Raw genomic sequence first — 22082 nt, forward strand, 5'->3', positions numbered from 1 at the left:
CAGAAGGGCCCCGAAGGAGAACCTCGGGGCCCTTCTGCATGTCCGGGCTCAGGCGCGGGCGACGCGCAGGCCGTCCTTGTGGTCGTTCAGGCCGACCACCACCGTGTCGCCGTCGACGATCTCGCCGGCGAGCAGCGCCTTGGCGAGCGAGTCGCCGATCGCCGACTGCACCAGCCGCCGCAGCGGCCGGGCGCCGTAGATCGGGTCGTACCCGTGCTCGCCGAGCCACTGCACCGCCGCCTCGGTGACGTCGAGGCTCAGCCGGCGGTCCGCCAGGCGGGCCCGCAGCCGGCCGAGCTGGATGTCGACGATGGCCGCGAGGTCCTGCGCGGTGAGCGCGTGGAACACCACGATGTCGTCGAGGCGGTTGAGGAACTCCGGCTTGAAGTGCGACCGGACGACCGCCATGACCTCCTCGCGCCGCTCCTCCTCGCCGAGGGTGAAGTCGGAGACGACCGACGAGCCCAGGTTGGAGGTGAGCACGAGGATCGCGTTGCGGAAGTCGACCGTACGGCCCTGCCCGTCGGTGAGCCGCCCGTCGTCGAGCACCTGCAGCAGCACGTCGAACACGTCCGGGTGGGCCTTCTCGACCTCGTCCAGCAGCACCACGCTGTACGGGCGCCGGCGTACGGCCTCGGTCAGCTGGCCGCCCTCCTCGTAGCCGACGTAGCCGGGCGGGGCACCGACGAGGCGGGCGACGGAGTGCTTCTCGCCGTACTCACTCATGTCGATGCGGACCATGGCGCGCTCGTCGTCGAAGAGGAACCCGGCCAGCGCCTTGGCCAGCTCGGTCTTGCCGACGCCGGTAGGGCCGAGGAACAGGAAGCTGCCGGTGGGGCGGTCCGGGTCGGCGACGCCCGCACGGGCCCGGCGTACGGCTCCGGAGACGGCCGCCACGGCTTCGGCCTGGCCGACCACCTTGGCCTGCAGCGACTCCTCCATGCGCAGCAGCTTGGCGGTCTCGCCCTCGAGCATCCGGCCGGCCGGGATGCCGGTCCAGGACGCGATGACCTCGGCGATGTCGTCCGCGCCGACCTCCTCCTTGACCATCGGCGGCTCGGTCTTCTCGTCCTCCGCCTCGGCCGCACTCTCGATCTCGCGCTCGAGGGCGGGGATCTCCTGGTACTGCAGGCGGGAGGCCTTCTCCCACTCGGCGTCGCGCTGGGCGCGCTCGAGCTCGGCGCGGGTCTCGTCGAGCTTCTTCTTCAGCTCACCGACGCGGTTGAGGCCGCCGCGCTCGCGTTCCCACCGGGCGTTGAGGGCGGTCAGCTCCTCCTCGCGGTCGGCGAGGTCGCGCTCAAGCCGCTCGAGCCGGGCGATCGACGCGGGGTCGGTCTCCTTCTCCAGCGCCAGCTTCTCCACCCGCATCCGGTCGACCTGCCGCTGCAGCTGGTCCAGCTCCACCGGGCGGGAGTCGATCTCCATGCGCAGCCGGGAGGCGGCCTCGTCGATGAGGTCGATGGCCTTGTCCGGCAGGAACCGGTCGCTGATGTAGCGGTCCGACAGCGCCGCGGCGGCGACCAGGGCGGCGTCGGTGATCTGGACCCGGTGGTGGGCCTCGTACCGGCCCTTGAGGCCGCGCAGGATGCCGATGGTGTCCTCGACCGTCGGCTCGCCGACGACGACCGGCTGGAACCGCCGCTCCAGCGCCGGGTCCTTCTCGATGTGCTCGCGGTACTCGTCGAGGGTGGTCGCGCCGACCATGCGCAGTTCACCGCGGGCCAGCATCGGCTTGAGCATGTTGCCGGCGTCCATCGAGCCCTCGCCCTTGCCGGCACCGACGACCGTGTGCAGCTCGTCGAGGAACGTGACGACCTGGCCGTTGGAGTTGCGGATCTCCTCGAGGACGCTCTTGAGGCGCTCCTCGAACTGGCCGCGGTACTGCGCGCCGGCGACCATCGCGCCGAGGTCGAGCGAGACGAGCTTCTTGTCGCGCAGGGTCTCCGGGACGTCGCCGGCCACGATGCGCTGGGCGAGGCCCTCGACGATCGCGGTCTTGCCGACGCCGGGCTCACCGATCAGGACCGGGTTGTTCTTCGTCCGCCGCGAGAGCACCTGCACGACGCGGCGGATCTCGGCGTCCCGGCCGATCACCGGGTCGATCTTCCCCTCCCGCGCCTGCGCGGTGAGGTCGACGCTGTACTTCTCCAGCGCCTTGTACGTCTGCTCGGGGTCCTGGTTGGTGACCCGGCGTTCGCCGCCACGCACCGACGGGAACGCCGCGACCAGCGCCTCCTCGGTGGCGCCGACGTCGTGCAGGACCTTGCCGACCGCACCGCCGACGCGGGCCAGGCCGGCGAGGAGGTGCTCGGTGGAGACGTACTCGTCGCCGAGCGGCTTGGCGATCAGTTCGGCCTCGCCGATGGCGTTCACGAACTCGCGGGACAGGCTGGGCTCCGCGGTGCTGGAACCCCGCGCCGAGGGCTGCTGCTCGACGGCGCGTACGGCGGCGCGGCGGACGTCGGCAGGGTTGGCGCCGACCCCCCGCAGCAGCGCCGGGGCCGTGGAGCCACCGGTGTCGAGCAGCGACAGGAGCAGGTGCCACGGCTCGACCGTGGCGTGCCCGCGCTGGCTGGCGTTGGCGACCGCGCCGGTGATGACCTCGCGGCTCTTGGTGGTCAGACGTTCGGCGTTCATGAGCTCCCCTGGTCGGATCTTCGGCGACAGCATCCGAGTGGTTCAGCACTCTCAGACTTGAGCGTATTCCACTCAACTCTAGGTCGGCGAGTCCACCGGCCGGAAAGAGACCTCCGTAACCGGTATCTCCGTGGGCAAAGCCCCCGGACGGCCCGTAGCGTCGCGGCCATGGCCCTGGACACCCCGCGGCGTACGCCGCAGCTTGCTCGTGCGCTCCTCCCCCTGGGCCTCGTCTTCCTCGCCGTCGGCATCTCGACCGCCCTGGTCGGCCCGTTCCTGTCGCTCTTCCTCAGCACGGACGTCGACGCCGGCCCGCTGCAGGTGACGGTCTTCCTCGTGGTCGCGCCGCTGTCCGGCGTCCTCGGCTCCACGCTCATCGGGCGGCTGTCGGACCGGCGGCCGATCCGGCGGGCGCTGCTCATCGGCGGTGCGCTGGCCGGCATGACCGGCTGCGCGTTCACCGCCGTCGTGCGGGACTACTGGGTGCTGCTCGGGCTCACCGTCACGGCCATCGCCGTCGCCAACTCACTCTTCCCGCAATCCTTCGCGTACGCCCGTCAGGTGCTCGAACGTGACGCGCCGGAACGGTCGGCGATGGGCATCAGCGCGCTGCGTACCGTCTTCTCCCTGGCCTGGGTGGCCGGGCCGCCGCTGGCCGCCTTTCTGCTCGACGCCGGAGGCTTCACCTGGGTGTACGGCGGCGCCGCCGTCATGTACGCCGTCGCCGCCGCGGTCGGCCTTCTCTGGCTTCGCGAGGTGGGGCCGCCCGCCGCCACGGCCACCGAGCCCTCCGGCGACGGCACCGACCCGGAACCGCTGGAGACGCCCCGGTGGACGCTGCTGCTCACGGCCACCGCGTTCACGCTGATGCAGACGCCGCTGACCCTGGCCGTGCAGGCGCTGCCGCTGTTCATCAGCACCGACCTGGGCGGGGACGTCTCGGACGCCGGCCTCGTCCTGGGCCTCTGCGCGGCGCTGGAGATCCCGCTCATGCTCGGGGTCGGCGCCCTCTCGACGCGGCTGCCGCTGCGGCTGATGGTCTTCGCCGGTGCCGCGTTCGGGGTCGTGTACTACGCGACGGTCGCGGTGAGCACCAGCGTGTGGTGGCTCGTCGGGGCGCAGCTGTTCAACGCGCTGTTCATCGCGGCGGTGGGGGCGCTCGGGATCACGTACATGCAGGACATGCTGCCGCGGCACCCCGGGCGGGCGACGACGCTGTTCACCAACTCGTTCCCGCTGGGTGCCATGCTCGCCGGGCCGCTGTTCGGCCTCGCCCAGCACTTCGGCTACCGGCTCGCGTACTGGATGTGCACCGGGCTGTGCGCGGCCGGGTTGCTCCTGCTCGCCCTGGTCCGGCAGCGGCGGGTCACGGGCGCAGCCGGGTAGATCCGTTACCGTGGAACGGTGCGCGTACGGGTAGAGCAGACTCCACTTCCGGGCATCGGCGTCCGTCACGACCTGGTGACGTCCTCGGGCCGTACGGTCGGCGTGGTCTCACATCGCAACGGCCGCCGCGACCTGGTGCTGTACGACGTCGACGACCCCGACGCGTGCCTCGCCGCGATACCGCTCACCGACGACGAGGCGGAGGCGCTCGCCGACGTCCTCGGCGCCTCGCTGATGCTGGGCCAGCTCTCCGGCCTGCGTCAGCAGGCCGCGGGCCTGCTCACCGAGCAGGTCGCACTGCCCGCGGGCTCGCCGTTCGTCGGCCGCCGCCTGGGTGACACCAAGGCCCGTACCCGGACGAGCGCGTCGATCGTCGCGGTCCTGCGCGACCGCGAGGTCATCGCGTCGCCGGGCCCGTCGTTCGTCTTCGAGGCGAACGACGTGGTGGTCGCTGTCGGCACCCGCCAGGGCCTGGACGGCGTCACCGCCATCCTCGCCGGCGACCACGGCGACTGAGCCGGCTTGTGCACGGCACGACGATTCTCCTCATCGAGGTCGGCGCGCTCCTCTTCGCGCTGGGCATGCTCGGCCGCCTGGGCCGGCGCGTCGGGCTCTCCCCGATCCCGCTGTACCTGCTCGCCGGGCTCGCCTTCGGGCACGGCGGCCTGATCCCGCTCTCGGCGAGCGAGGAGTTCATCGAGATCGGCGCCGAGATCGGCGTGATCCTGCTGCTGGTGATGCTCGGGCTGGAGTATTCGGCGAGCGAGCTCGTCGGCAACCTGCGCTCGGCCGCGCCCGCCGGCCTCATCGACGCGCTGCTCAACGCGGTGCCGGGCGCCGGCTTCGCGCTGCTGCTGGGCTGGGGCTGGCAGGCGGCGCTGGTGCTGGCCGGCATCACCTGGGTCTCGTCGTCCGGCGTGATCGCCAAGGTGCTCGCCGACCTGGGCCGGCTCGGTAACCGCGAGACGCCGGTCATCCTCTCCGTGCTGGTCATCGAGGACCTGGCGATGGCCTTCTACCTGCCGCTGGTCACCGCCGTCCTGGCCGGCGCCGGCCTGCTCGGCGGGGTGAAGGCGCTGGCGGTCGCGGTGCTCACGGTGATCGCCGTCCTGGTCGCGGCGATCCGGTACGGCCACGCCATCTCGAGCTTCATGTCGGTCAAGGACGCCGAGGCGCTGCTGCTCAGCGTTCTGGGCCTCACCCTGTTCGTCGCGGGAGTCGCCGCCGAGCTGCAGGTCTCCGCCGCGGTGGGCGCCTTCCTGGTGGGCATCGCGCTCTCCGGCGAACTGGCGCACAGCGCCGTCCAGATGCTCTCGCCGCTGCGCGACCTGTTCGCCGCGGTGTTCTTCGTCTTCTTCGGGCTCTCCACGGATCCCGCCGCGATGCCGCCGGTGCTGCTGCCCGCCCTCGGGCTCGCGCTGCTCACGATGCTCACCAAGGTCGGCACCGGCATCCTCGCCGCCCGCCGGTCCGGTATCGCCCTGCCCGGTCAGGTCCGCGCCGGGCTCGCCCTGATGCCCCGCGGCGAGTTCTCGATCGTCATCGCGGGCCTGGCCGTGGCGAGCGGCGTCGAGCCCGGGCTGGCCCCGCTCGCGACCGCGTACGTGCTGATCACCGTGGTCAGCGGGCCGCTGCTCGCCCGGCTGCCCGACTACACCTGGTTCAAGAAGTTCGTCCGGCGGCGGATGGCGGTCAGCCGTACGGCCGAGCCGCTGCCCGCAACCGACTGACCAGGCAACTTCCAGACTGCTCAAGGTTACTGACCAGTATCTGAAAGTGATACACCATCACTTCCGCCGGCTCGTGGATCGCGCTAACGTGTCGCCGCGACAACATCGTGTTATCGGGGCGACCAGCGACGCGGCGGAACGAGGGGGCTCTCCACCGCAGGCGCGGGCCCGGTGCCGGAGGAGGACGGCGAATGAATCAGCGTGACGAGGCGGCATCGTGACCGTGCGCGAGTCGACGTTCTTCGGGTTCACGAACCCGGTCGACCCGAGGCCGGAGGAGCTGCAGGCCTGGGCGTACCACCCGGAGGCCGTGCCGCTGGACAGCATGCCGTCCGACTGGGACCTGCTCATCTCGGGTGACGTGCTGGCGCCGACGCTGTTCGAGCTGGCCATGGACCGGCAGTGCCCGGCCCGCCGGTTCGCCCAGCACTGCATGTACATCTACGCGGCGGACGGCGTCCGCCCCAACGCGTCCTCGCAGCGCAAGCGCCGCCTGAAGAAGTACGTGGAGCGCGCCGAGGAGGTCGGCGACGAGCCGATGTCCATCTGGGCGCACAACTGCCGGGTGCTGATGACCCGGCCCGAGCTGTTCGACTACGAGGACTGGATCGAGGGTGGCCTCGTCCGGCACCCGCGCCGCCTGGCGCTCTTCGGCCGCCGCTGAACCGCTGAACGAGGCCGCCGGTGCTCGCGAGCACCGGCGGCTTCTACTTGTCCCCTGAGCGGCGGGGTCGCCACACCACGAGAGCCGTCGACGGGCGGTCCTGGCGGACCAGGTCGCGGCGCGGGTACGGCCCCACCGCCTCGAGCTGAGCGATCCGCCGGTACGCGTCGTCGAGCTGGGACTCCAGCCGGGCGACCCGCTCCTGCAGCTCGCCCACGAGCTGCTCGAGGCCGATGATCCGCTTGATCCCGGCGAGGTTGACGCCCTCCTCCTGGCTCAGCTTCTGCACCTCGCGCAGCAGGGCGACGTCACGCTCGCTGTACCGCCGGCCCCCGCCGCCGGCCCGCCCCGCCTGCACCAGGCCGAGCCGGTCGTACTGGCGCAGGGTCTGCGGGTGCATCCCGGCCAGCTTCGCCGCGACGGAGATGATCAGGACCTTCGCGTCGGAGGCCCGCTCCACCGAGATGTTGATCTCTTCGTACATGCCACCTCCCGAAGGTGTCCCGTGCGGGCGATTATCCCCGGCGCAGCCGCGCCTCGATACGCCCGCGCTCCGCCTGCGGCGTCAACTTCGCGAACTGCTCGAGCGCGTCCCGCGCCTCGCCGGAGACGCCGGCCGGGACCTGCACCTCGACGGTGACCAGCAGATCGCCGGCCTGGCCGTCGCGGCGCTGCACACCCTTACCCCGGGCCCGCAACTTGCGACCGCTGGGCGTGCCCGGCGGCACCCGCAGGGTCACCGGCGCGTCCAGCGTCGGCACCCGCAGGTCAGTGCCGAGCACCGCCTCCGCGAACGTGATCGCCACCGTCAGCGTGATGTCGTCGCCGACGCGGCCGAACAGGTCGTCCGGGCGTACGCGGACCTGCACGTACAGGTCGCCGGCCGGACCACCGCGCTCACCCGGCTCGCCCCGGCCGCTGAGCCGGATCCGCTGTCCGTCGGCGACGCCGGCGGGGAAGCGGACGTTGATCGTGCGGTTCTTGGTGACCCCGCCCGTACCGCGGCACTCCGGGCACTTCTCGTCGACGATCGTGCCCGCGCCCTGACATTCCCGGCAGGGCTCCGAGAAGCTGAACGAACCCTGGTTGCGGGAGAGCAGGCCCGAGCCGTGGCACTGCGGGCAGGTGCGCGGCTGGGTGCCGGGCTTCGCCCCGTTGCCGTGGCAGGTGTCGCAGACGCCCGGCGAGCGCAGCGTCAGCGGCAGGGTCGTGCCCTTGACGGCGTGCGCGAAGTCGAGCGTCACCTCGGCCTCGACGTCGCGGCCCCGCTGCGGCCCGCGACGCCCCGGTCCGCCGGCGCCACCGCCGGAGAAGATCGAGCTGAAGATGTCGGAGAAGCCGGCGCCACCGAACCGGCGGTCGCCGGCACCCGAGCCCGCTCCGGCGCCGCTGAACCCGCCGAACAGGTCCGACGGGTCGAACTGCGCCCCGCCCGGGCGGGCGCCCCGGCGGAACGCGCCCGAGCCGAACAGCGAGCGCATCTCGTCGTACTCTTTGCGCTTCTTGTCGTCGGAGAGCACGTCGTACGCCTCGGACGCGGCCTTGAACCGCTCCTCGGCCTCGTTGTTGCCGGGGTTGCGGTCCGGGTGGTTCTCCCGGGCCAGCTTCCGGTACGCCTTCTTGATCTCATCGGCGGAGGCGGACTTGCCCACCCCGAGAACGGCGTAGAAGTCCTTCTCCAGCCAGTCCTTCGAACTCATCCGCCCCACCTCCTCCTATGGATGCAACGCCTGTCGAGTCCTGTCCTGGGCGGCGGGTGGAGCGGTCGGACGGGAGTCCCGCCCACCTGCCGGTGGGCGGGACGGGACATCGTCATGCGGGGTCGGCGACCGCGACCATCGCGGGCCGCAACAGCCGCTCGCCGAGGGTGTAACCGCGGCGCATGACCTCGACGCAGGTCGGCTCGGTGACGTCGGCCGCCGTCAGGTGCGCGACCGCCTCGTGGCGGGTGGGATCGAACGCGTCGCCCTTCTCGCCGAAGGCCGCCAGGCCCAGCTTGCCGACCACCGCGCCCAGCGACTCCGCGACCGCGGCGAACGGCCCGACCAGGTCGCCGTGCTCGCGCGCCCGGTCGATGTCGTCCAGCACCGGCAGCAGCGCGGTGAGCACCGCGCCGGTCGTCTGCTCGGCCGCCGCGCTGCGGTCGCGGTCGACGCGCTTGCGGTAGTTCGCGTACTCGGCTGTCACCCGCTGCAGGTCGCGGGTGCGTTCCTCCAGCTCGGTGCGTAGCGCCTCGAGCTCGGCGCCGAGACCCGGCGTCGTGTGCCCCTCGTCCTCCGGCTCCTCGGCGGCGCGGTGCGCGCCGCCCCTGGACTCCGTCGACTCCCGGGGCTGCTCGTCGGCCTGCTCCTCGGGCTCCTTGGCCACCGTGGTGTCCTCACCGTTCATGTTGATCTTGCGGCGATTCCGGATGACGACGCGTTCGGTCGCCTGAGCGTCCCCGTCGTCCGTCCGGCTCACTTCTTGTCGTCCTCGACGATCTCGGCATCCACGACGTCGTCAGCGCCACCCTGCGGACCCGTGCCCGTGCCACTCGCACCGGCCGCGCCGCCGGACGCGTCCTGGGTGCCGTCCGGGCCCGGCGCACCCTGCGTGCCGTCCTGCTGCTGCTGCGCGTAGAGCAGGGAACCGGCCTGCTGGGAGACCTGGGCGAGCTTCTCGTGCGCGGTCTTGATCTTCTCGATGTCGCTGCCGCCCAGCGCGCCGCGCAGGTCGCCCAGCGCCTCGCTGATCTGGTTGCGGGCGTCCTCGGGAAGCTTGTCGCCGCTCTCGGCCAGGAACTTCTCGGTCTGCCACTGAAGCTGCTCGGCGAGGTTGCGCGTCTCCGCGTCCTCCTTGCGCTTCTTGTCCTCGTCGGCGTGGTCCTGGGCGTCGCGCATCATGCGCTCGATGTCGTCCTTCGGCAGCGCGGAGCCGCCGGTGATCGTCATCTTCTGCTCCTTGCCGGTGCCCAGGTCCTTCGCGTGGACGTTCACGATGCCGTTCGCGTCGATGTCGAAGGTGACCTCGATCTGCGGCACGTTGCGCGGCGCCGGCGGCAGGCCGGTCAGCTCGAAGGTGCCGAGCTTCTTGTTGTACGCCGCGATCTCACGCTCGCCCTGGAAGACCTGGATCAGCACGGACGGCTGGTTGTCGTCGGCCGTGGTGAAGACCTCGGAGCGCTTCGTCGGGATCGTGGTGTTGCGCTCGATGAGCTTGGTGAAGATGCCGCCCTTGGTCTCGATGCCCAGCGACAGCGGGGTCACGTCGAGCAGCAGGACGTCCTTGACCTCACCCTTGAGCACGCCGGCCTGCAGGGCGGCGCCGACGGCGACGACCTCGTCCGGGTTCACGCCCTTGTTGGCCTCGCGGCCGGTCAGCGACTTGACCAGGTCCGAGACGGCGGGCATACGGGTCGAGCCGCCGACCAGGATCACGTGGTCGACGTCGGCGACCTTGACGCCGGCGTCCTTGATGGCCTGCTCGAACGGGCCCTTGCAGCGGTCCAGCAGGTCCTGCGTCATGCGCTGGAACTCGGCGCGGCTCAGGGTCATGTCCAGGTGCAGCGGGCCCGACGGACCGGCCGTGATGTACGGCAGGTTGATGCTCGTCGTGGTCGCCGCGGACAGCTCGATCTTGGCCTTCTCGGCAGCCTCGCGGAGGCGCTGCAGGGCCATCTTGTCCTGGGACAGGTCGACGCCGTGCTCGCCGCGGAAGGTCTTGACCAGGTGGTCGATGATCCGCTGGTCCCAGTCGTCGCCGCCGAGGTGGTTGTCACCGGAGGTCGACTTGACCTCGATGACGCCCTCGCCGAGCTCGAGCAGGGAGACGTCGAAGGTGCCGCCGCCGAGGTCGAAGACCAGGACGGTCTGCTCCTTGGAGCCCTTGTCCAGGCCGTACGCCAGCGCGGCGGCGGTGGGCTCGTTGACGATGCGCAGGACGTTGAAGCCCGCGATCTCGCCGGCCTCCTTGGTGGCCTGGCGCTGCGCGTCGTTGAAGTACGCGGGAACGGTGATCACCGCGTCGGTGACGGTCTCGCCGAGGTAGGCCTCGGAGTCACGCTTCAGCTTCATGAGCACCCGCGCGGAGATCTCCTGCGGGGTGTACTTCTTGCCGTCGATGTCGATGGACCAGCTGGTGCCGACCTCACGCTTGACCGAACGGATCGTCCGGTCGGGGTTCGTCACCGCCTGACGCTTGGCGACCTCGCCGACGAGCACCTCGCCGTTGCGCGCGAAGGCGACGATGGACGGAGTCGTCCGGGAGCCCTCCGCGTTGGCGATGACGGTGGGCTCGCCGCCTTCCAGAACGCTGACGCAGGAGTTCGTGGTGCCGAGGTCGATGCCGACCGCTCGTGCCATGTTCGCTTCCTCGCTTCTAACCGGGTCCTTGCTGGTGTGATGCAAGCTTCGGGTCTCAAGTTGAGTGGACCGGACTCAATGATGCCACGGGATCACCAGTCCGCAAGTCGAACTTGAGTCAACCCGGCGCAACTTGTGCGTCGAAGGTCCCTGTCCGGTCACGACGGGTGGGGTACCTGTTGTCTGCGATGCATAGATCGGGCACGCTTTACCCGTGACGACGCACGGTGACGCGGTCGGTCCGTCGGCCACGCCCGCCGTAGCCGACACCCCGCTGACAAAACCGCAGACCAACGCCGGTCCGGCCGCTGCCGGGACGAGCAGATCCACGGGTACGCCCACAGCGTCCCCGACCGCACCACCACCCGGGCCGGATTCCATGGCAGAGACAGGCGAACCCGAGGAACGGGGCACTACCGCGCCCTCCGAGCCCCCGGAGGCGGAGCCGGCGCCCGACCCGGCCCCGGCCGCCGCCAGGAAGAAGCGTCCCGCGAAGGCGCCCGCCAAGAAGCCGGCGGAGGCGGAGGCCGAGAAGGAGCCGGCCACCGAGGCCGAAGCTGAGCCCACCGCGGAGGTCAAGCCCACCGTGGAGCCCGCCACCGCAGAGGCTGAGCCCACCGCGGAGGTCGAGCCCGCCACCGCAGACACTGAGCCCACCGCGAAGGTCAAGCCCGCCGCGGAGCCGGCCGCTGAGAACGAGGCCGCGGCCCCGGTCGACGCCGAGGACGACCCGGAGCCGGCCGCCGAGGCGAAGCCGGAACCAGCCACGGACCCCCAGCCGACCGCGGAGGTCAAGGCCGAGCCCGACGGCGGGACCGGGACGCCCGAGTGGCCGCCGCCGGCCGCGTCCACCAGCGGCAACACCGTGACCACTCAGGCGCGGCCGCAGACCCTGGACGATCTCGCGCCGCTGCCCACCAGTCCCGCCCCCACGTCGGCGGGCGCTGCCGCGCTGGAGGCCGTACCGCCGGTGGAGGCGCCGGCCGAGGTGGGGCGGCTCGCCACTGCTCTGTCCCAGCTGCGGGCGACGATCGGCGGGACCGCGTACCCGTTGGTCATGCCCTCGGCCGACGAGGCCAAGCGCGTCGGCGACGCGCTCGTCTCCCAGCTCGACGACTACCTTCTGCCGCGCCTGGCGCGGCTCGACGCGCCGCTGCTCGTGGTGGTCGGCGGTTCCACCGGCGCCGGCAAGTCGACGCTGGTCAACAGCCTCGTCCGCGCGCCCGTGAGCGCCGCCGGGGTGCTGCGTCCGACGACCCGCTCACCGGTGCTGGTCAGCCACCCGTCGGACTCGTCGTGGTTCCGCAAGGGCGAGCTGCTGCCGGGGCTGACGCGCACGGCGGAGTCCAGCACCGACCCGCGGACGTTGCAGCTCGTCGCGGCGCCCGCGCTCGGGCCCGGCCTCGCATTCCTCGACGCGCCGGACATCGACTCCGTGGTCGACCGCAACCGGCAACTGGCGGCGCAACTGCTGGCCGCGGCGGATCTGTGGCTGTTCGTCACGACCGCGGCGCGCTACGCGGACGCCGTACCGTGGGAGCTGCTGAAGACGGCTCGGCTGCGCGGCACCGTCATCGCGCTGGTCCTGGACCGCGTGCCGGCGGACGCCGCGGGTGAGATCTCCGCGCACCTGGCCGAGATGCTCACCGAGCACGACATGGGTGCCGCGCCGCTGTTCGTGCTGCCCGAGACCACGCTGGACCGTCAGGGGCTGCTGCCCGAGGACGTGACGGCGCAGCTGCACGACTGGTTCGCGCAGCTCGCCGCCGACGCGAGCGCGCGCGCCGCCGTGGTGCGCCAGACACTCGACGGGGCACTGACCGCGCTCGGGCCCGCCGTCGAAGGGCTGGCCGCGGCCGCCGACGAGCAGGCGGTCGCCGCGAAGGCGCTGGACGAGCGGGTGACGGCGGCGTACCGGACGGCCCGCCGCACCATGGAGAACGGTCTGCAGGACGGCCGGCTGCTGCGCGGCGAGGTGCTGGCCCGGTGGCAGGAGTTCGTCGGGACCGGCGAGTTCCTGCGCACCCTCGAGTCCCGCGTCGGACAGCTGCGCGACAAGGTCGTCGCGGCGATCACCGGACGTCCCGCGCCCGGCCGCAACCTGCAGGTGGCTCTGGAGTCGCAGCTCGTCACGTTGCTGCGGGGCGTCGCCGCCGACGCGGCCGAGCAGGCGTACGCGGCGTGGCAGGCGCATCCCGCCGGGACCGGGCTGCTCGAGCCGTCCCTGCAGAAGCCCTCGCCCGACCTGCCCGAACAAGCCGAACGCGTGGTCCGCGACTGGCAGCAGTGGGTGCTGGACCTGGTGCGCCAGGAGGCCGGCGACAAGCGGATCGTCGCGCGCGGTGCCGCGTACGCGGTGAACGGCGTCGGCCTGGCCGTGATGATCGCGGTGTTCACGTCGACGGCCTTCATCCCGACCGGCGCCGAGGTGGCGGTCGGCGCGGGCACCACCGTGGCCGCCCAGAAGGTGCTCGAGGCGGTCTTCGGCGACCAGGCCATCCGTACGCTCGCCGCCCGCTCCCGCGAAGAGCTGCTGGCCCGGGTCAACGTGCTGCTCGACAAGGAGGCGGCGCGGTACACGGACCGTACCGCCGCGGTGGGCCTCGAACTGGAACCGGGCGCTACGCTGCGGCAGGCCGCCGCCGACGTGGAGCGCGCCAGGGAGGAACTCGCCTTGACCGGGACGCCGTCATGAGCCTCGTCGAGAAGGTGAAGCGCGCCCTGACCGGCGACGACCGGGTGGACGCCCAGCAGCTGGTCGAGCGGCTGGAGGCGCTGCAACGCTTCCTGCGGGTCACCGACCCGTACCTGCCGGACAACGACCTGGTGGCCGCGCACACGCTGGTCGAACGCGCGGGCAGCCGGCTCGCCCTCTCCCAGGACCACACCGTCGTCGCGCTCGCCGGCAGCACCGGCAGCGGCAAGTCCAGCCTGTTCAACGCGCTGGCCCGGCTCAAGCTGTCACCCGTCGGCGTCCGCCGCCCCACCACCGGCGTCGCGCACGCCTGCGTGTGGGGACCGCTGGAGACCGCCAACCCGCTGCTCGACTGGATCGGCGTGCTCCCGCGGCAGCGCTTCGTCCGGGAGAGCGCCCTGGACGGCGACGACGAGGCGGCCCTGCGCGGGCTCGTCCTGCTCGACCTGCCGGACTTCGACTCGGTCGAACGCGGGCACCGGCTCGAGGTGGACCGCCTGCTCGGCCTCGTCGACCAGGTCGTCTGGGTGGTGGACCCGCAGAAGTACGGCGACCGCATCCTGCACAACGCGTACCTGCGGCAGTTCCGCTCGCACACCGACGTGACGATCGTGGTGCTCAACCAGGCGGACCGGCTCTCGCCCACCGACACCGAGATCGTGCTGACCGACCTCAAGCGCCTTCTCGACGAGGACGGGCTGACCGGCGTGCCCGCCATGGCCACCTCGGCGAAGCAGCCGGGCATGCTCAACGAGCTGCGCGCCGCCCTGGAGAAGACGGTCGCCGAGCGGCAGGCCTCGCTGCGCCGGCTCGCCGGGGACGTGGACGCGGTCGCCGAGCAGCTCGCCGCGACGATCGGGCCGCCGGCCGCCGAGGACGAGATCGACCGCGCGACCGTACGCCAGCTCAGCGAAGCCCTCGCCGCCTCCGCCGGGGTTCCCGCCGTGGCCGCCGCGACCGAGGGCGCGTACCGGCACCGGGCGATCGCGAGCACCGGCTGGCCGCTGATCCGCGGTGTCCGCAAGCTGCGCGCCGACCCGTTGAAGCGGCTGCACCTGAGCACGGACAAGACGGAGACCGCCGAGCCGTCGAAGGAGCTCGTCCCGGTCTCGCGTACCTCCCTGCCGGAGGCCGACGCCGCGCAGAAGTCGGCGGTCGGCCTGTCCGTGCGGGCGGTGGCCGCCCGGGCCGCCGCGCCGATCCCCGACGTCTGGGCCCCGGCGCTCAACACGGCCGCCCGGTCCCGGCTCGGCGACCTGCCCGACGCGCTCGACCGGGCGGTGGCCAAGACCGATCTCGGGATGAGCCGCAAACCGTTCTGGTGGACCGCCGTCGGGCTGCTGCAGTGGCTGCTGACCATCGCCGCGGTCGTCGGCCTCGGCTGGCTCCTCGCCGGGTACGCGGTCCGTGTCCTCGGCCTGCCGGCGTTCGACAACCCGAAGGTCGGCGAGGTGCCGCTGCCCACGTTGTTGCTGCTCGGCGGCCTGATACTGGGCCTGCTGCTGGCCGTGGTGCTGCGCCCGATCGTCAACGCGGGAGCCCGCCGCGCCGGGCGCCGCGCCGAGCAACGGCTGCGCACATCCGTCACCGAGGTCGGCCGCGAGTACGTCGTGGCGCCGGTGCGTGAGGTGCTCAACGGGTACGCGCAGGCCCGCGAGGCGCTGACAGTCGTCCGTTCGGAATAGGGTCTGCCCCCTGCCGTGCCGGTAGGCTCGGCGACATGGCCGCACCTCAGACTCCGTACGACGCGGTCCTGCACGCGGCGCGTGACGTGGCGAAGCTCGACTGTGCCCTCGACGCCGAGATGCTGGGCACCGCGCTGCTGGGCAGCGTCTACTCCGTGGCCACGGCCGACCGCGCGGCGGCGGTCCGCGAGTTCGTGGGCCAGTTCCTCAGCGCCACCGCACGCCGGCGCACAGCGTCCGCCACGACGATCCGCGAGGTGTTCGCGGCGCTCGTACCGGACGCCGAGGGCGCCGCGGACGTCCGGGCCGGAGCACAGGCCCCCGCCTGGACCGTCCACCTGGGCCGGGTCCGCCCGACCGGCTGCTACGCGTACGGCGACGTGTACGGCGACCAGACGTCCTACCTGGTCACCTTCGCCTACGACGACACCGAGGAGGGCGGCCCGGAACACGCGGTGGTCGCCCTCGTCGACCACAACATCGGCATCACCAAGGACGTGTACGTCGGCGGTCCGGCGGAACGCATCCTCGGCCAGGTCCGCGAGATGTGTGCCGGCGACGAGCTCACCTGGTTCCGCGAGGAGGACCCGGCCCGGCTGCGCACCGAGGTCGACCGCCACCTCGAGATCACCGACGACCTGGGCGACCTGCCGCAGGACGGCAACCTCGCCACCGACCGGGCCCTCGCCGTCGCGCGCCTCGCGCTGCTGCCCCGGTCGACGGTCCCGGCGCCCGCCGAGCCGCCCGAGCTCAGCGGGCCGGACCGCGAGCAGCACGTCCGCGACTTCCTGTCGTCACCCGAGGCGGCCCGCTTCGGCCTCGACGCCGTGTCCGCCGACGACGAGCTGGCGTCCCTGCACTTCTGCCTCAGCCTGCTGCTCGACCACGCGGCGAGCCTGCCGGACACCGACCCGCTGCGCTGGAGCCCCGCCGTGGCCGGCCTCTTCCTGCTCGACTGGGTGCACCGCCGCGCGGTCCTCGACATGGACGACGCGGCGATGCTCCCGCGCGTCACCCGGGCCTGGTCGGCGTACGCGATGCGCAAGAAGGGCCTGCCGGCGGCGGCGGCGGAACAGACCGACGGGATCGTCGAGGAGATGATCCCCGAGTTCGCCCGCCTCTACGCGACCGGCGAGAAGCGCAGCCCGGCGACGGCGGCGGTGGCGCAGCTGATCTCGGAGGGCGTCGACCCCAACGATCCGGACGCCATCGACGCCTGGATCGAGACCAACCGGCACCGCCTCTCCGACGACACCTGAGCCCGCTACCGGCGCTCGTGGTGGTGACCGCCGGTCCGGGAACTGCGGTCCGCGGCGGGCGTACGGTCGTCCGCCCGGTGACTGCCCCGGTACGGACGGGTCGCGGCGTGGTCGGCGTCCGGCGCCCAGCGGTAGCGGTGGCTGTTGTGCGTACGGGCCGCCGTGGACGGGGAGCCGAGGTTGTGCGGGCGGTCGGTCACGGCTGCTCTCCGGCTGGTGTGGGGACGACGGGCCGGCTCGGCCGACCGGTGGATGACGATCTTCTTGAGGCGGGTCGGGATGTGGTGGGCGGCCGGCGTGCGCTTGCGGTCGGCACACCACGGGGGACGCCCACCGCCGCCATCGTGATCGCCGCCATCGCCGTGACCGCCGCCATCGCCCTGATCGCCGCCATCGCCCTGATCGCCGTGGCCGCCGCCATCGCCTTGATCGCCGCCGCCGTCGTGGCCGTTGCCGCCGCCGTGATCGCCGCCGCCGTGATCGCCGCTGTGGTCGCCGTCGCCCGGGTCCGGGGAATCGCCCGGATCGCCGTCGTCGCCCGAATCGCCGTCGTCCCCCGGGTCCCCGTTATCGCCTGGGTCAACCGAATCCCCCGGGTCGACCGAGTCGCCCGGGTCACCCGAATCCCCCGGGTCGACCGAGTCGCCCGGGTCCGGGTCGCCCGGGTCGGCGGGGTGGGTAGGGACGGGCGGTTCCGATTCGTCCGGGTCCGGGTCCGGGCCGGGGTCGGCCGGTTGGCGGTCCGGCAGGGTCGGGCGGTGCGGTTTCAGCACGCCGGTCCAGCCGCCGCCCGCGGGCGCCGGGCGTACCGGGCCGGGTGGGGTCGACCTTTCGGAACGGTCGTGGGCCGGGGTGCTGCCCCTTGGGGCGGGACTTGCCGTCGCGGCAGTGCGCCGGGGACGCCGTGAATTGTCCGATGCGCTGTCCCCGTACTTTCTGATTTTGCGTTTCTGGGCCTGGCCGTGCACGGGCCCGGCGCCGGGCGTCGGGGCGCCGCTCGGCGGGGTCGGCACGCGGACCGGGCCCGACGAGGCCGGCGGGATGAACGGCACGTCGGTGACCTTGGTGTCGCCGCCGGCGAGCTCGTCGGAGCCGGCGGTGATCGCCGCGAGCGTCGGCAGCGACGCCAGGCCCACGAGCATCACGACGAGCAGCACGTAGCGGCGGGTCGGTCCGGTGAAGCCCTCCGCGCTGTAGACGCCGTTGAGGCGCTTGCGCAACACCTTGATCGGTGGCACGAGCCCGTCGTCGTTCGGCTGCTCCGGCACGGCCGGCACCCTCCCCAGAGTCAAAGATCCAGATGGATCCGTCGGCTGCTGGGGTGAACGACGGACGCGGCGTTCGGGAGCGGCGCGGATCGTCCGTTCAGACGGAAGTGACGGTACGAAAACCGCTTATTCGGACAAACACCTCTACCGATGGCTCGGCAAGATTTCGGATCTGTGATCGACCTGACCTGTGGCGACACTCACGTTCTCTGCGAGGATGGGGGCGACGGCACCGCCGCCGTCGCCCTCCGCCCACCAGCGGGGCGCGGTGGGGGTCGTCACTCCCCGGCGGGGTCTGCGACCTCGCCGACCAACCGCGCGGCAACCTCACCCGGGCCAGGCGCGGCGCACGAGCGGTCCGCCGCGCGGACGGGCAACACCCGCCGTGGGCGCAGAGATGAACAGGGAGACACGGATGGCGAACGACGAAAGTCAGCCTGGGCTCGATGCCCCGGCCGGCGGTTTCGTTCAACTGCTGACCCCGGACGGTGAGCGCGTCGACAGCGTCACCACGGCGGAGGGCGTCACGTACTCGGTCGACTTCACCGACGACGAGTACCGCGAGCTGTACAAGGACCTCGTCACGGTCCGCCGCCTCGACGCCGAGGCGACCGCCCTGCAGCGGCAGGGCGAGCTGGGCATCTGGGCCAGCCTGCTGGGCCAGGAGGCCGCGCAGGTCGGCTCCGGCCGCGCGCTGCGCCCGCAGGACATGGCGTTCCCCACCTACCGCGAGCACGGCGTGCTCTACACCCGCGGCATCGACCCGATCATGCCGTTCGGCCTGTTCCGCGGCGTCGACCAGGGCGGCTGGGACCCGAACGAGTTCAAGTTCAACACGTACACGATCGTCATCGGCTCGCAGACGCTGCACGCCACCGGCTACGCCATGGGCATCACCATGGACGGCAAGACCGGCAGCCCCGAGGGCGAGGCCGTGATCGCGTACTTCGGCGACGGCGCGACCAGCCAGGGCGAGGTCAACGAGTCGTTCGTCTGGTCCGGCGTGTTCAACGCCCCGATCGTCTTCTTCTGCCAGAACAACCAGTACGCGATCTCCGAGCCGCTCGAGCGGCAGACGCGCATCCCGCTGTACCGTCGCGCCGCCGGCTACGGCTTCCCGGGCGTACGGATCGACGGCAACGACGTGCTCGCCACGTTCGCGGTGACCCGGGCGGCGCTGGACAACGCGCGCAACGGCCAGGGACCCACGCTCATCGAGGCGTACACGTACCGCATGGGCGCGCACACCAGCTCCGACGACCCGACCCGCTACCGCATCGCCAGCGAGGTCGAGTCCTGGAAGGCCAAGGACCCGATCAGCCGGCTCAAGGCGTTCCTCACCAAGCAGCAGCTGGCCGACGACACGTTCTTCGGCGAGGTCGACGAGAGCGCCCGCAAGCTGGCCCTCGACCTGCGCGAACGGGTGCTGGCCATGCCGGACCCGCAGCCGGTCACGATGTTCGACAACGTCTACCCCAACGGCTCGCCCGAGGTCGACGCCCAGCGTCAGCAGTTCGCCGATTACCAGGCGTCGTTCGAGGGGAGTGGGCACTGATGGTCGAGAAGATCACCCTGGGCAAGGCGCTCAACCACGGCCTGCGCCGGTCCCTCGAGAGCGACTCCAAGGTCGTCATCATGGGCGAGGACGTCGGCAAGCTCGGCGGCGTCTTCCGGATCACCGACGGCCTGCAGAAGGACTTCGGCGAGGACCGGGTCATCGACACCCCGCTCGCCGAGGCCGGCATCGTCGGCACCGCGGTCGGCCTGGCCATCCGCGGGTACCGGCCGGTGTGCGAGATCCAGTTCGACGGCTTCGTGTTCCCCGCGTACAACCAGATCGTCGCCCAGGTCGCGAAGATGTACTTCCGCTCGCTGGGCAACGTACGGCTGCCGATCGTCATCCGGATCCCGTACGGCGGCGGCATCGGCGCGGTCGAGCACCACTCCGAGTCGCCCGAGGCGTACTTCGCGCACACCCCCGGCCTCAAGGTCGTGACGTGCTCGAACCCCGCGGACGCGTACGTCATGATCCAGCAGGCCATCGCCTCCGACGACCCGATCGTGTTCTTCGAGCCGAAGCGTCGCTACTGGGAGAAGGGCGACGTCGACCTCGACGCCGGCCTGGCGGGCGCGTACCCGCTGCACGCCTCCCGCGTGGTGCGCGAGGGCAGCGACGCGACGGTGATCGCGTACGGCCCGATGGTCCGGGTCGCGCTCGACGCCGCCGCTGCCGCCGAGGAGGACGGCCGCAGCCTCGAGGTCATCGACCTGCGCACGCTGTCGCCGCTCGACCTCGGGCCGGTGTACGACTCGGTCCGCCGTACCGGCCGCGCCGTCGTCGTCCACGAGGCGCCGGGCAACCTCGGCATGGGCTCGGAGATCGCCGCGCGGATCACCGAGGAGTGCTTCTACTCCCTCGAGGCGCCGGTGCTGCGCGTGACGGGTTACGACACCCCGTACCCGGCGGCCCGCGTCGAGGAGGAGTACCTCCCGGACCTGGACCGGGTCCTGGACGCCGTCGACCGTTCCTTCGGCTGGTGACGCCGATGTCGCGGATCAAGGAGTTCACCCTGCCCGACCTCGGCGAGGGCCTGACCGAGGGCGAGATCCTCGCGTGGCTGGTCGAGGTGGGCGACACCATCGAGCTGAACCAGCCGATCGTCGAGGTCGAGACCGCGAAGGCAGCGGTCGAGATCCCGGCGAAGTGGGCCGGCGTCGTGACCCGCATCTTCCACGAGGCGGGCAGCACCGTGGAGGTCGGAGCGCCGATCGTCGCGATCGACACCGAGCCTTCCGCGGGCCCGCTGCCGTCCCCCGGGGATGCGCCGGCCGGGTTCTCCGGCCCGGTCCCGTCAGCGGAATCGCTGGCCGCGGTCGAGGTCGCGCCGGCCGAGGGGGCGGTCGAGCCCGGCCTGATCGGTGGTCCGGCCCCGGGCGGCCGCACGGCCGTGCTGGTCGGTTACGGTCCGCGGACCGTCACCGCCAAACGCCGATCCCGCATCGGTACGCCCACAGGGTCAGCAACCGCAGCACCGGCCACCCCGCCTGCGGCGGCTCCCGCACCGGCCCCGGCGCCGGCTGCGGCTGCTCCGGTGGCGGCGGCCCCGGCCACTCCCGTTGCGGCCGCTTCCGTTGTGGGGACTGCTTCTTCGGCTCGGGGCGGCGTGGTTGTTCTCGCCAAGCCGCCGGTTCGCAAGCTGGCCAAGGACCTCGGCATCGACCTGTCGTCCCTGACCGGGACCGGTCCGCTGGGATCGGTGACGCGCGACGACGTGCAGCGGGCCGCCGCGGGCCAGGTCGCCTCCACCGCGGCGGCTCCGGCTGCTGCTCCGTCCACGTCGGTCAACGGCACCTCGGCACCCGCCGCGGCCGTCCCGGCACCGGCGATGTTCGACGCGTCGCGCGAGCAGCGGATCCCGATCAAGGGCGTCCGGAAGCTGACCGCCGAGAACATGGTGGCCTCGGCGTTCAGCGCCCCGCACGTCACGGAATTCCTGACCGTCGACGCGACGCGGGCGATGAAGACGCTGGAGCGGCTCAAGGCGCGCCCGGAATTCCGGGACGTCCGCATCTCTCCGCTGCTGCTCGTGGCCAAGGCGGTCCTGCTCGGCATCAAGCGGCACCCGCTGATCAACTCCACCTGGTCCGGCGCGACGAACGAGATCGTCGTCAAGGAGTACGTGAACCTGGGCATCGCGGCAGCGACCCAGCGTGGCCTGATCGTGCCGAACGTCAAGGACGCCGGCCGGCTGTCACTGCGGGACCTGGCGGAGGCGCTCAACAAACTGGTCCAGGTGGCCAAGTCGGGTAAGACTCCCCCGTCGGACATGTCGGGCGGGACGTTCTCCATCACGAACGTCGGGGTCTTCGGGGTCGACACCGGCACCCCGATCCTGCCGCCCGGCGAGTCGGCGATCCTGGCGTTCGGGGCCATCCGGCCCATGCCGTGGGTCCACAAGGGAAAGATCAAGATTCGCCAGGTCACGACCCTCGGCCTCTCGTTCGACCACCGCATCGTGGACGGCGAACTGGGGTCGAAGTTCCTCCGCGACGTGGGGACCTTCCTCGAGGACCCGGAGGGCACTCTCCTCTCCTGGACGTGACTTTCGTCGGCCAGACGGAGTCATGACCTACGATTCGTAGGCGGGTAAGCGAGATCACCCCCTGAAACGTTGGCTGCCTGTGTTTCGGTGCGGTTTAATGGTTACAGCGCCGAAACACAGGCACGACGCCAAGAAGGCCCACAAGGCCGCAGGGGAGTGAGCACCACCATGAGCACCATCGAGCGCATCCGCCACCGCCGCCAGGTCAAGCGCGAGGCCCGCGCCATCGAGCGCGCCTGGAAGGCCGCGCCGACCCAGGCCATGCGCGACGAAATCGCCATCTTCGCCCAGCACCGCGTCCTCTGACCCGTCCGC

Annotated in this window: 17 protein-coding genes; 11 read left to right on the plus strand and 6 right to left on the minus strand. The window is 72.0% G+C overall.

The window, feature by feature from the left end; genetic code table 11:
- Window positions 1-48: 48 nt before the first annotated feature.
- The gene (gene clpB, locus COUCH_RS00350; RefSeq protein WP_249610124.1) at window positions 49-2637 is read right to left on the minus strand and encodes an ATP-dependent chaperone ClpB; all 2589 of its coding nucleotides are present in this window, start codon (window positions 2635-2637) and stop codon (window positions 49-51) included.
- Window positions 2638-2805: 168 nt separating this feature from the next.
- Between clpB and COUCH_RS00355 the strand changes: the two genes are divergently transcribed.
- From COUCH_RS00355 to COUCH_RS00370, 4 genes are all read left to right on the plus strand, one after another.
- Entirely contained in the window at window positions 2806-4023 is a 1218-nt protein-coding gene (locus COUCH_RS00355; protein WP_249610125.1) for a sugar efflux transporter, read from the plus strand.
- 18 nt (window positions 4024-4041) lie between these two features.
- Entirely contained in the window at window positions 4042-4539 is a 498-nt protein-coding gene (locus COUCH_RS00360; RefSeq protein ID WP_249610126.1) for a cation:proton antiporter regulatory subunit, read from the plus strand.
- Between the two features lie 8 nt (window positions 4540-4547).
- Window positions 4548-5753: a cation:proton antiporter gene (locus COUCH_RS00365; protein WP_249610127.1), complete on the plus strand. Its 1206-nt coding sequence runs from the start codon at window positions 4548-4550 to the stop codon at window positions 5751-5753.
- Window positions 5754-5970: 217 nt separating this feature from the next.
- Window positions 5971-6417 (plus strand): hypothetical protein, encoded by a 447-nt coding sequence (locus COUCH_RS00370; RefSeq protein ID WP_199513356.1) that lies wholly within the window; start codon window positions 5971-5973, stop codon window positions 6415-6417.
- 43 nt (window positions 6418-6460) lie between these two features.
- On the opposite strand, the gene COUCH_RS00375 is transcribed toward COUCH_RS00370, so the two are convergent.
- From COUCH_RS00375 to dnaK, 4 genes are all read right to left on the minus strand, one after another.
- On the minus strand, window positions 6461-6901 hold the full coding sequence (locus COUCH_RS00375) for a heat shock protein transcriptional repressor HspR (RefSeq protein ID WP_249610128.1): 441 nt from the start codon (window positions 6899-6901) through the stop codon (window positions 6461-6463).
- Between the two features lie 31 nt (window positions 6902-6932).
- Complete coding sequence (gene dnaJ / locus COUCH_RS00380) at window positions 6933-8117, minus strand: molecular chaperone DnaJ (RefSeq protein WP_249610129.1); 1185 nt, start codon at window positions 8115-8117, stop codon at window positions 6933-6935.
- Window positions 8118-8229: 112 nt separating this feature from the next.
- Window positions 8230-8877, minus strand: coding sequence for a nucleotide exchange factor GrpE (gene grpE / locus COUCH_RS00385; RefSeq protein WP_249610130.1), 648 nt, complete (start codon window positions 8875-8877; stop codon window positions 8230-8232).
- Window positions 8874-10757: a molecular chaperone DnaK gene (gene dnaK, locus COUCH_RS00390; protein WP_249610131.1), complete on the minus strand. Its 1884-nt coding sequence runs from the start codon at window positions 10755-10757 to the stop codon at window positions 8874-8876. Before dnaK ends, grpE begins: the two co-directional genes overlap by 4 nt.
- Window positions 10758-11136: 379 nt before the next feature.
- On the opposite strand from dnaK, the gene COUCH_RS00395 reads away from it, so the two are divergent.
- The 3 genes from COUCH_RS00395 to COUCH_RS00405 are packed head-to-tail and all read left to right on the plus strand — an operon-like array spanning window position 11137 to window position 16396.
- The gene (locus tag COUCH_RS00395; RefSeq protein ID WP_430640864.1) at window positions 11137-13452 is read left to right on the plus strand and encodes a dynamin family protein; all 2316 of its coding nucleotides are present in this window, start codon (window positions 11137-11139) and stop codon (window positions 13450-13452) included.
- Window positions 13449-15137: a GTPase gene (locus tag COUCH_RS00400; RefSeq protein ID WP_249610132.1), complete on the plus strand. Its 1689-nt coding sequence runs from the start codon at window positions 13449-13451 to the stop codon at window positions 15135-15137. Before COUCH_RS00395 ends, COUCH_RS00400 begins: the two co-directional genes overlap by 4 nt.
- Before the next feature lie 35 nt (window positions 15138-15172).
- Entirely contained in the window at window positions 15173-16396 is a 1224-nt protein-coding gene (locus COUCH_RS00405; RefSeq protein WP_249610133.1) for a hypothetical protein, read from the plus strand.
- A gap of 5 nt (window positions 16397-16401) precedes the next feature.
- On the opposite strand, the gene COUCH_RS00410 is transcribed toward COUCH_RS00405, so the two are convergent.
- Window positions 16402-17664 carry a hypothetical protein gene (locus tag COUCH_RS00410; protein WP_249610134.1) on the minus strand — a complete coding sequence of 421 codons (1263 nt, stop codon included), beginning with the start codon at window positions 17662-17664 and terminating at the stop codon, window positions 16402-16404.
- Between the two features lie 415 nt (window positions 17665-18079).
- Here COUCH_RS00410 and pdhA point away from each other — a divergent pair, with 415 nt between their 5' ends.
- From pdhA to COUCH_RS00430, 4 genes are all read left to right on the plus strand, one after another.
- Window positions 18080-19219: a pyruvate dehydrogenase (acetyl-transferring) E1 component subunit alpha gene (pdhA, locus tag COUCH_RS00415; RefSeq protein ID WP_249610135.1), complete on the plus strand. Its 1140-nt coding sequence runs from the start codon at window positions 18080-18082 to the stop codon at window positions 19217-19219.
- On the plus strand, window positions 19219-20205 hold the full coding sequence (locus tag COUCH_RS00420; RefSeq protein ID WP_430640865.1) for an alpha-ketoacid dehydrogenase subunit beta: 987 nt from the start codon (window positions 19219-19221) through the stop codon (window positions 20203-20205). The genes pdhA and COUCH_RS00420 overlap by 1 nt, the downstream gene beginning before the upstream one ends.
- A 5-nt stretch (window positions 20206-20210) precedes the next feature.
- Entirely contained in the window at window positions 20211-21767 is a 1557-nt protein-coding gene (locus tag COUCH_RS00425) for a dihydrolipoamide acetyltransferase family protein (RefSeq protein WP_249610136.1), read from the plus strand.
- Window positions 21768-21935: 168 nt separating this feature from the next.
- Window positions 21936-22073 carry a hypothetical protein gene (locus COUCH_RS00430; RefSeq protein WP_199513346.1) on the plus strand — a complete coding sequence of 46 codons (138 nt, stop codon included), beginning with the start codon at window positions 21936-21938 and terminating at the stop codon, window positions 22071-22073.
- Window positions 22074-22082 lie beyond the last annotated feature (9 nt).

The organism is Couchioplanes caeruleus, assembly GCF_023499255.1.
Taxonomy (GTDB): Bacteria; Actinomycetota; Actinomycetes; order Mycobacteriales; family Micromonosporaceae; genus Actinoplanes; species Actinoplanes caeruleus_A.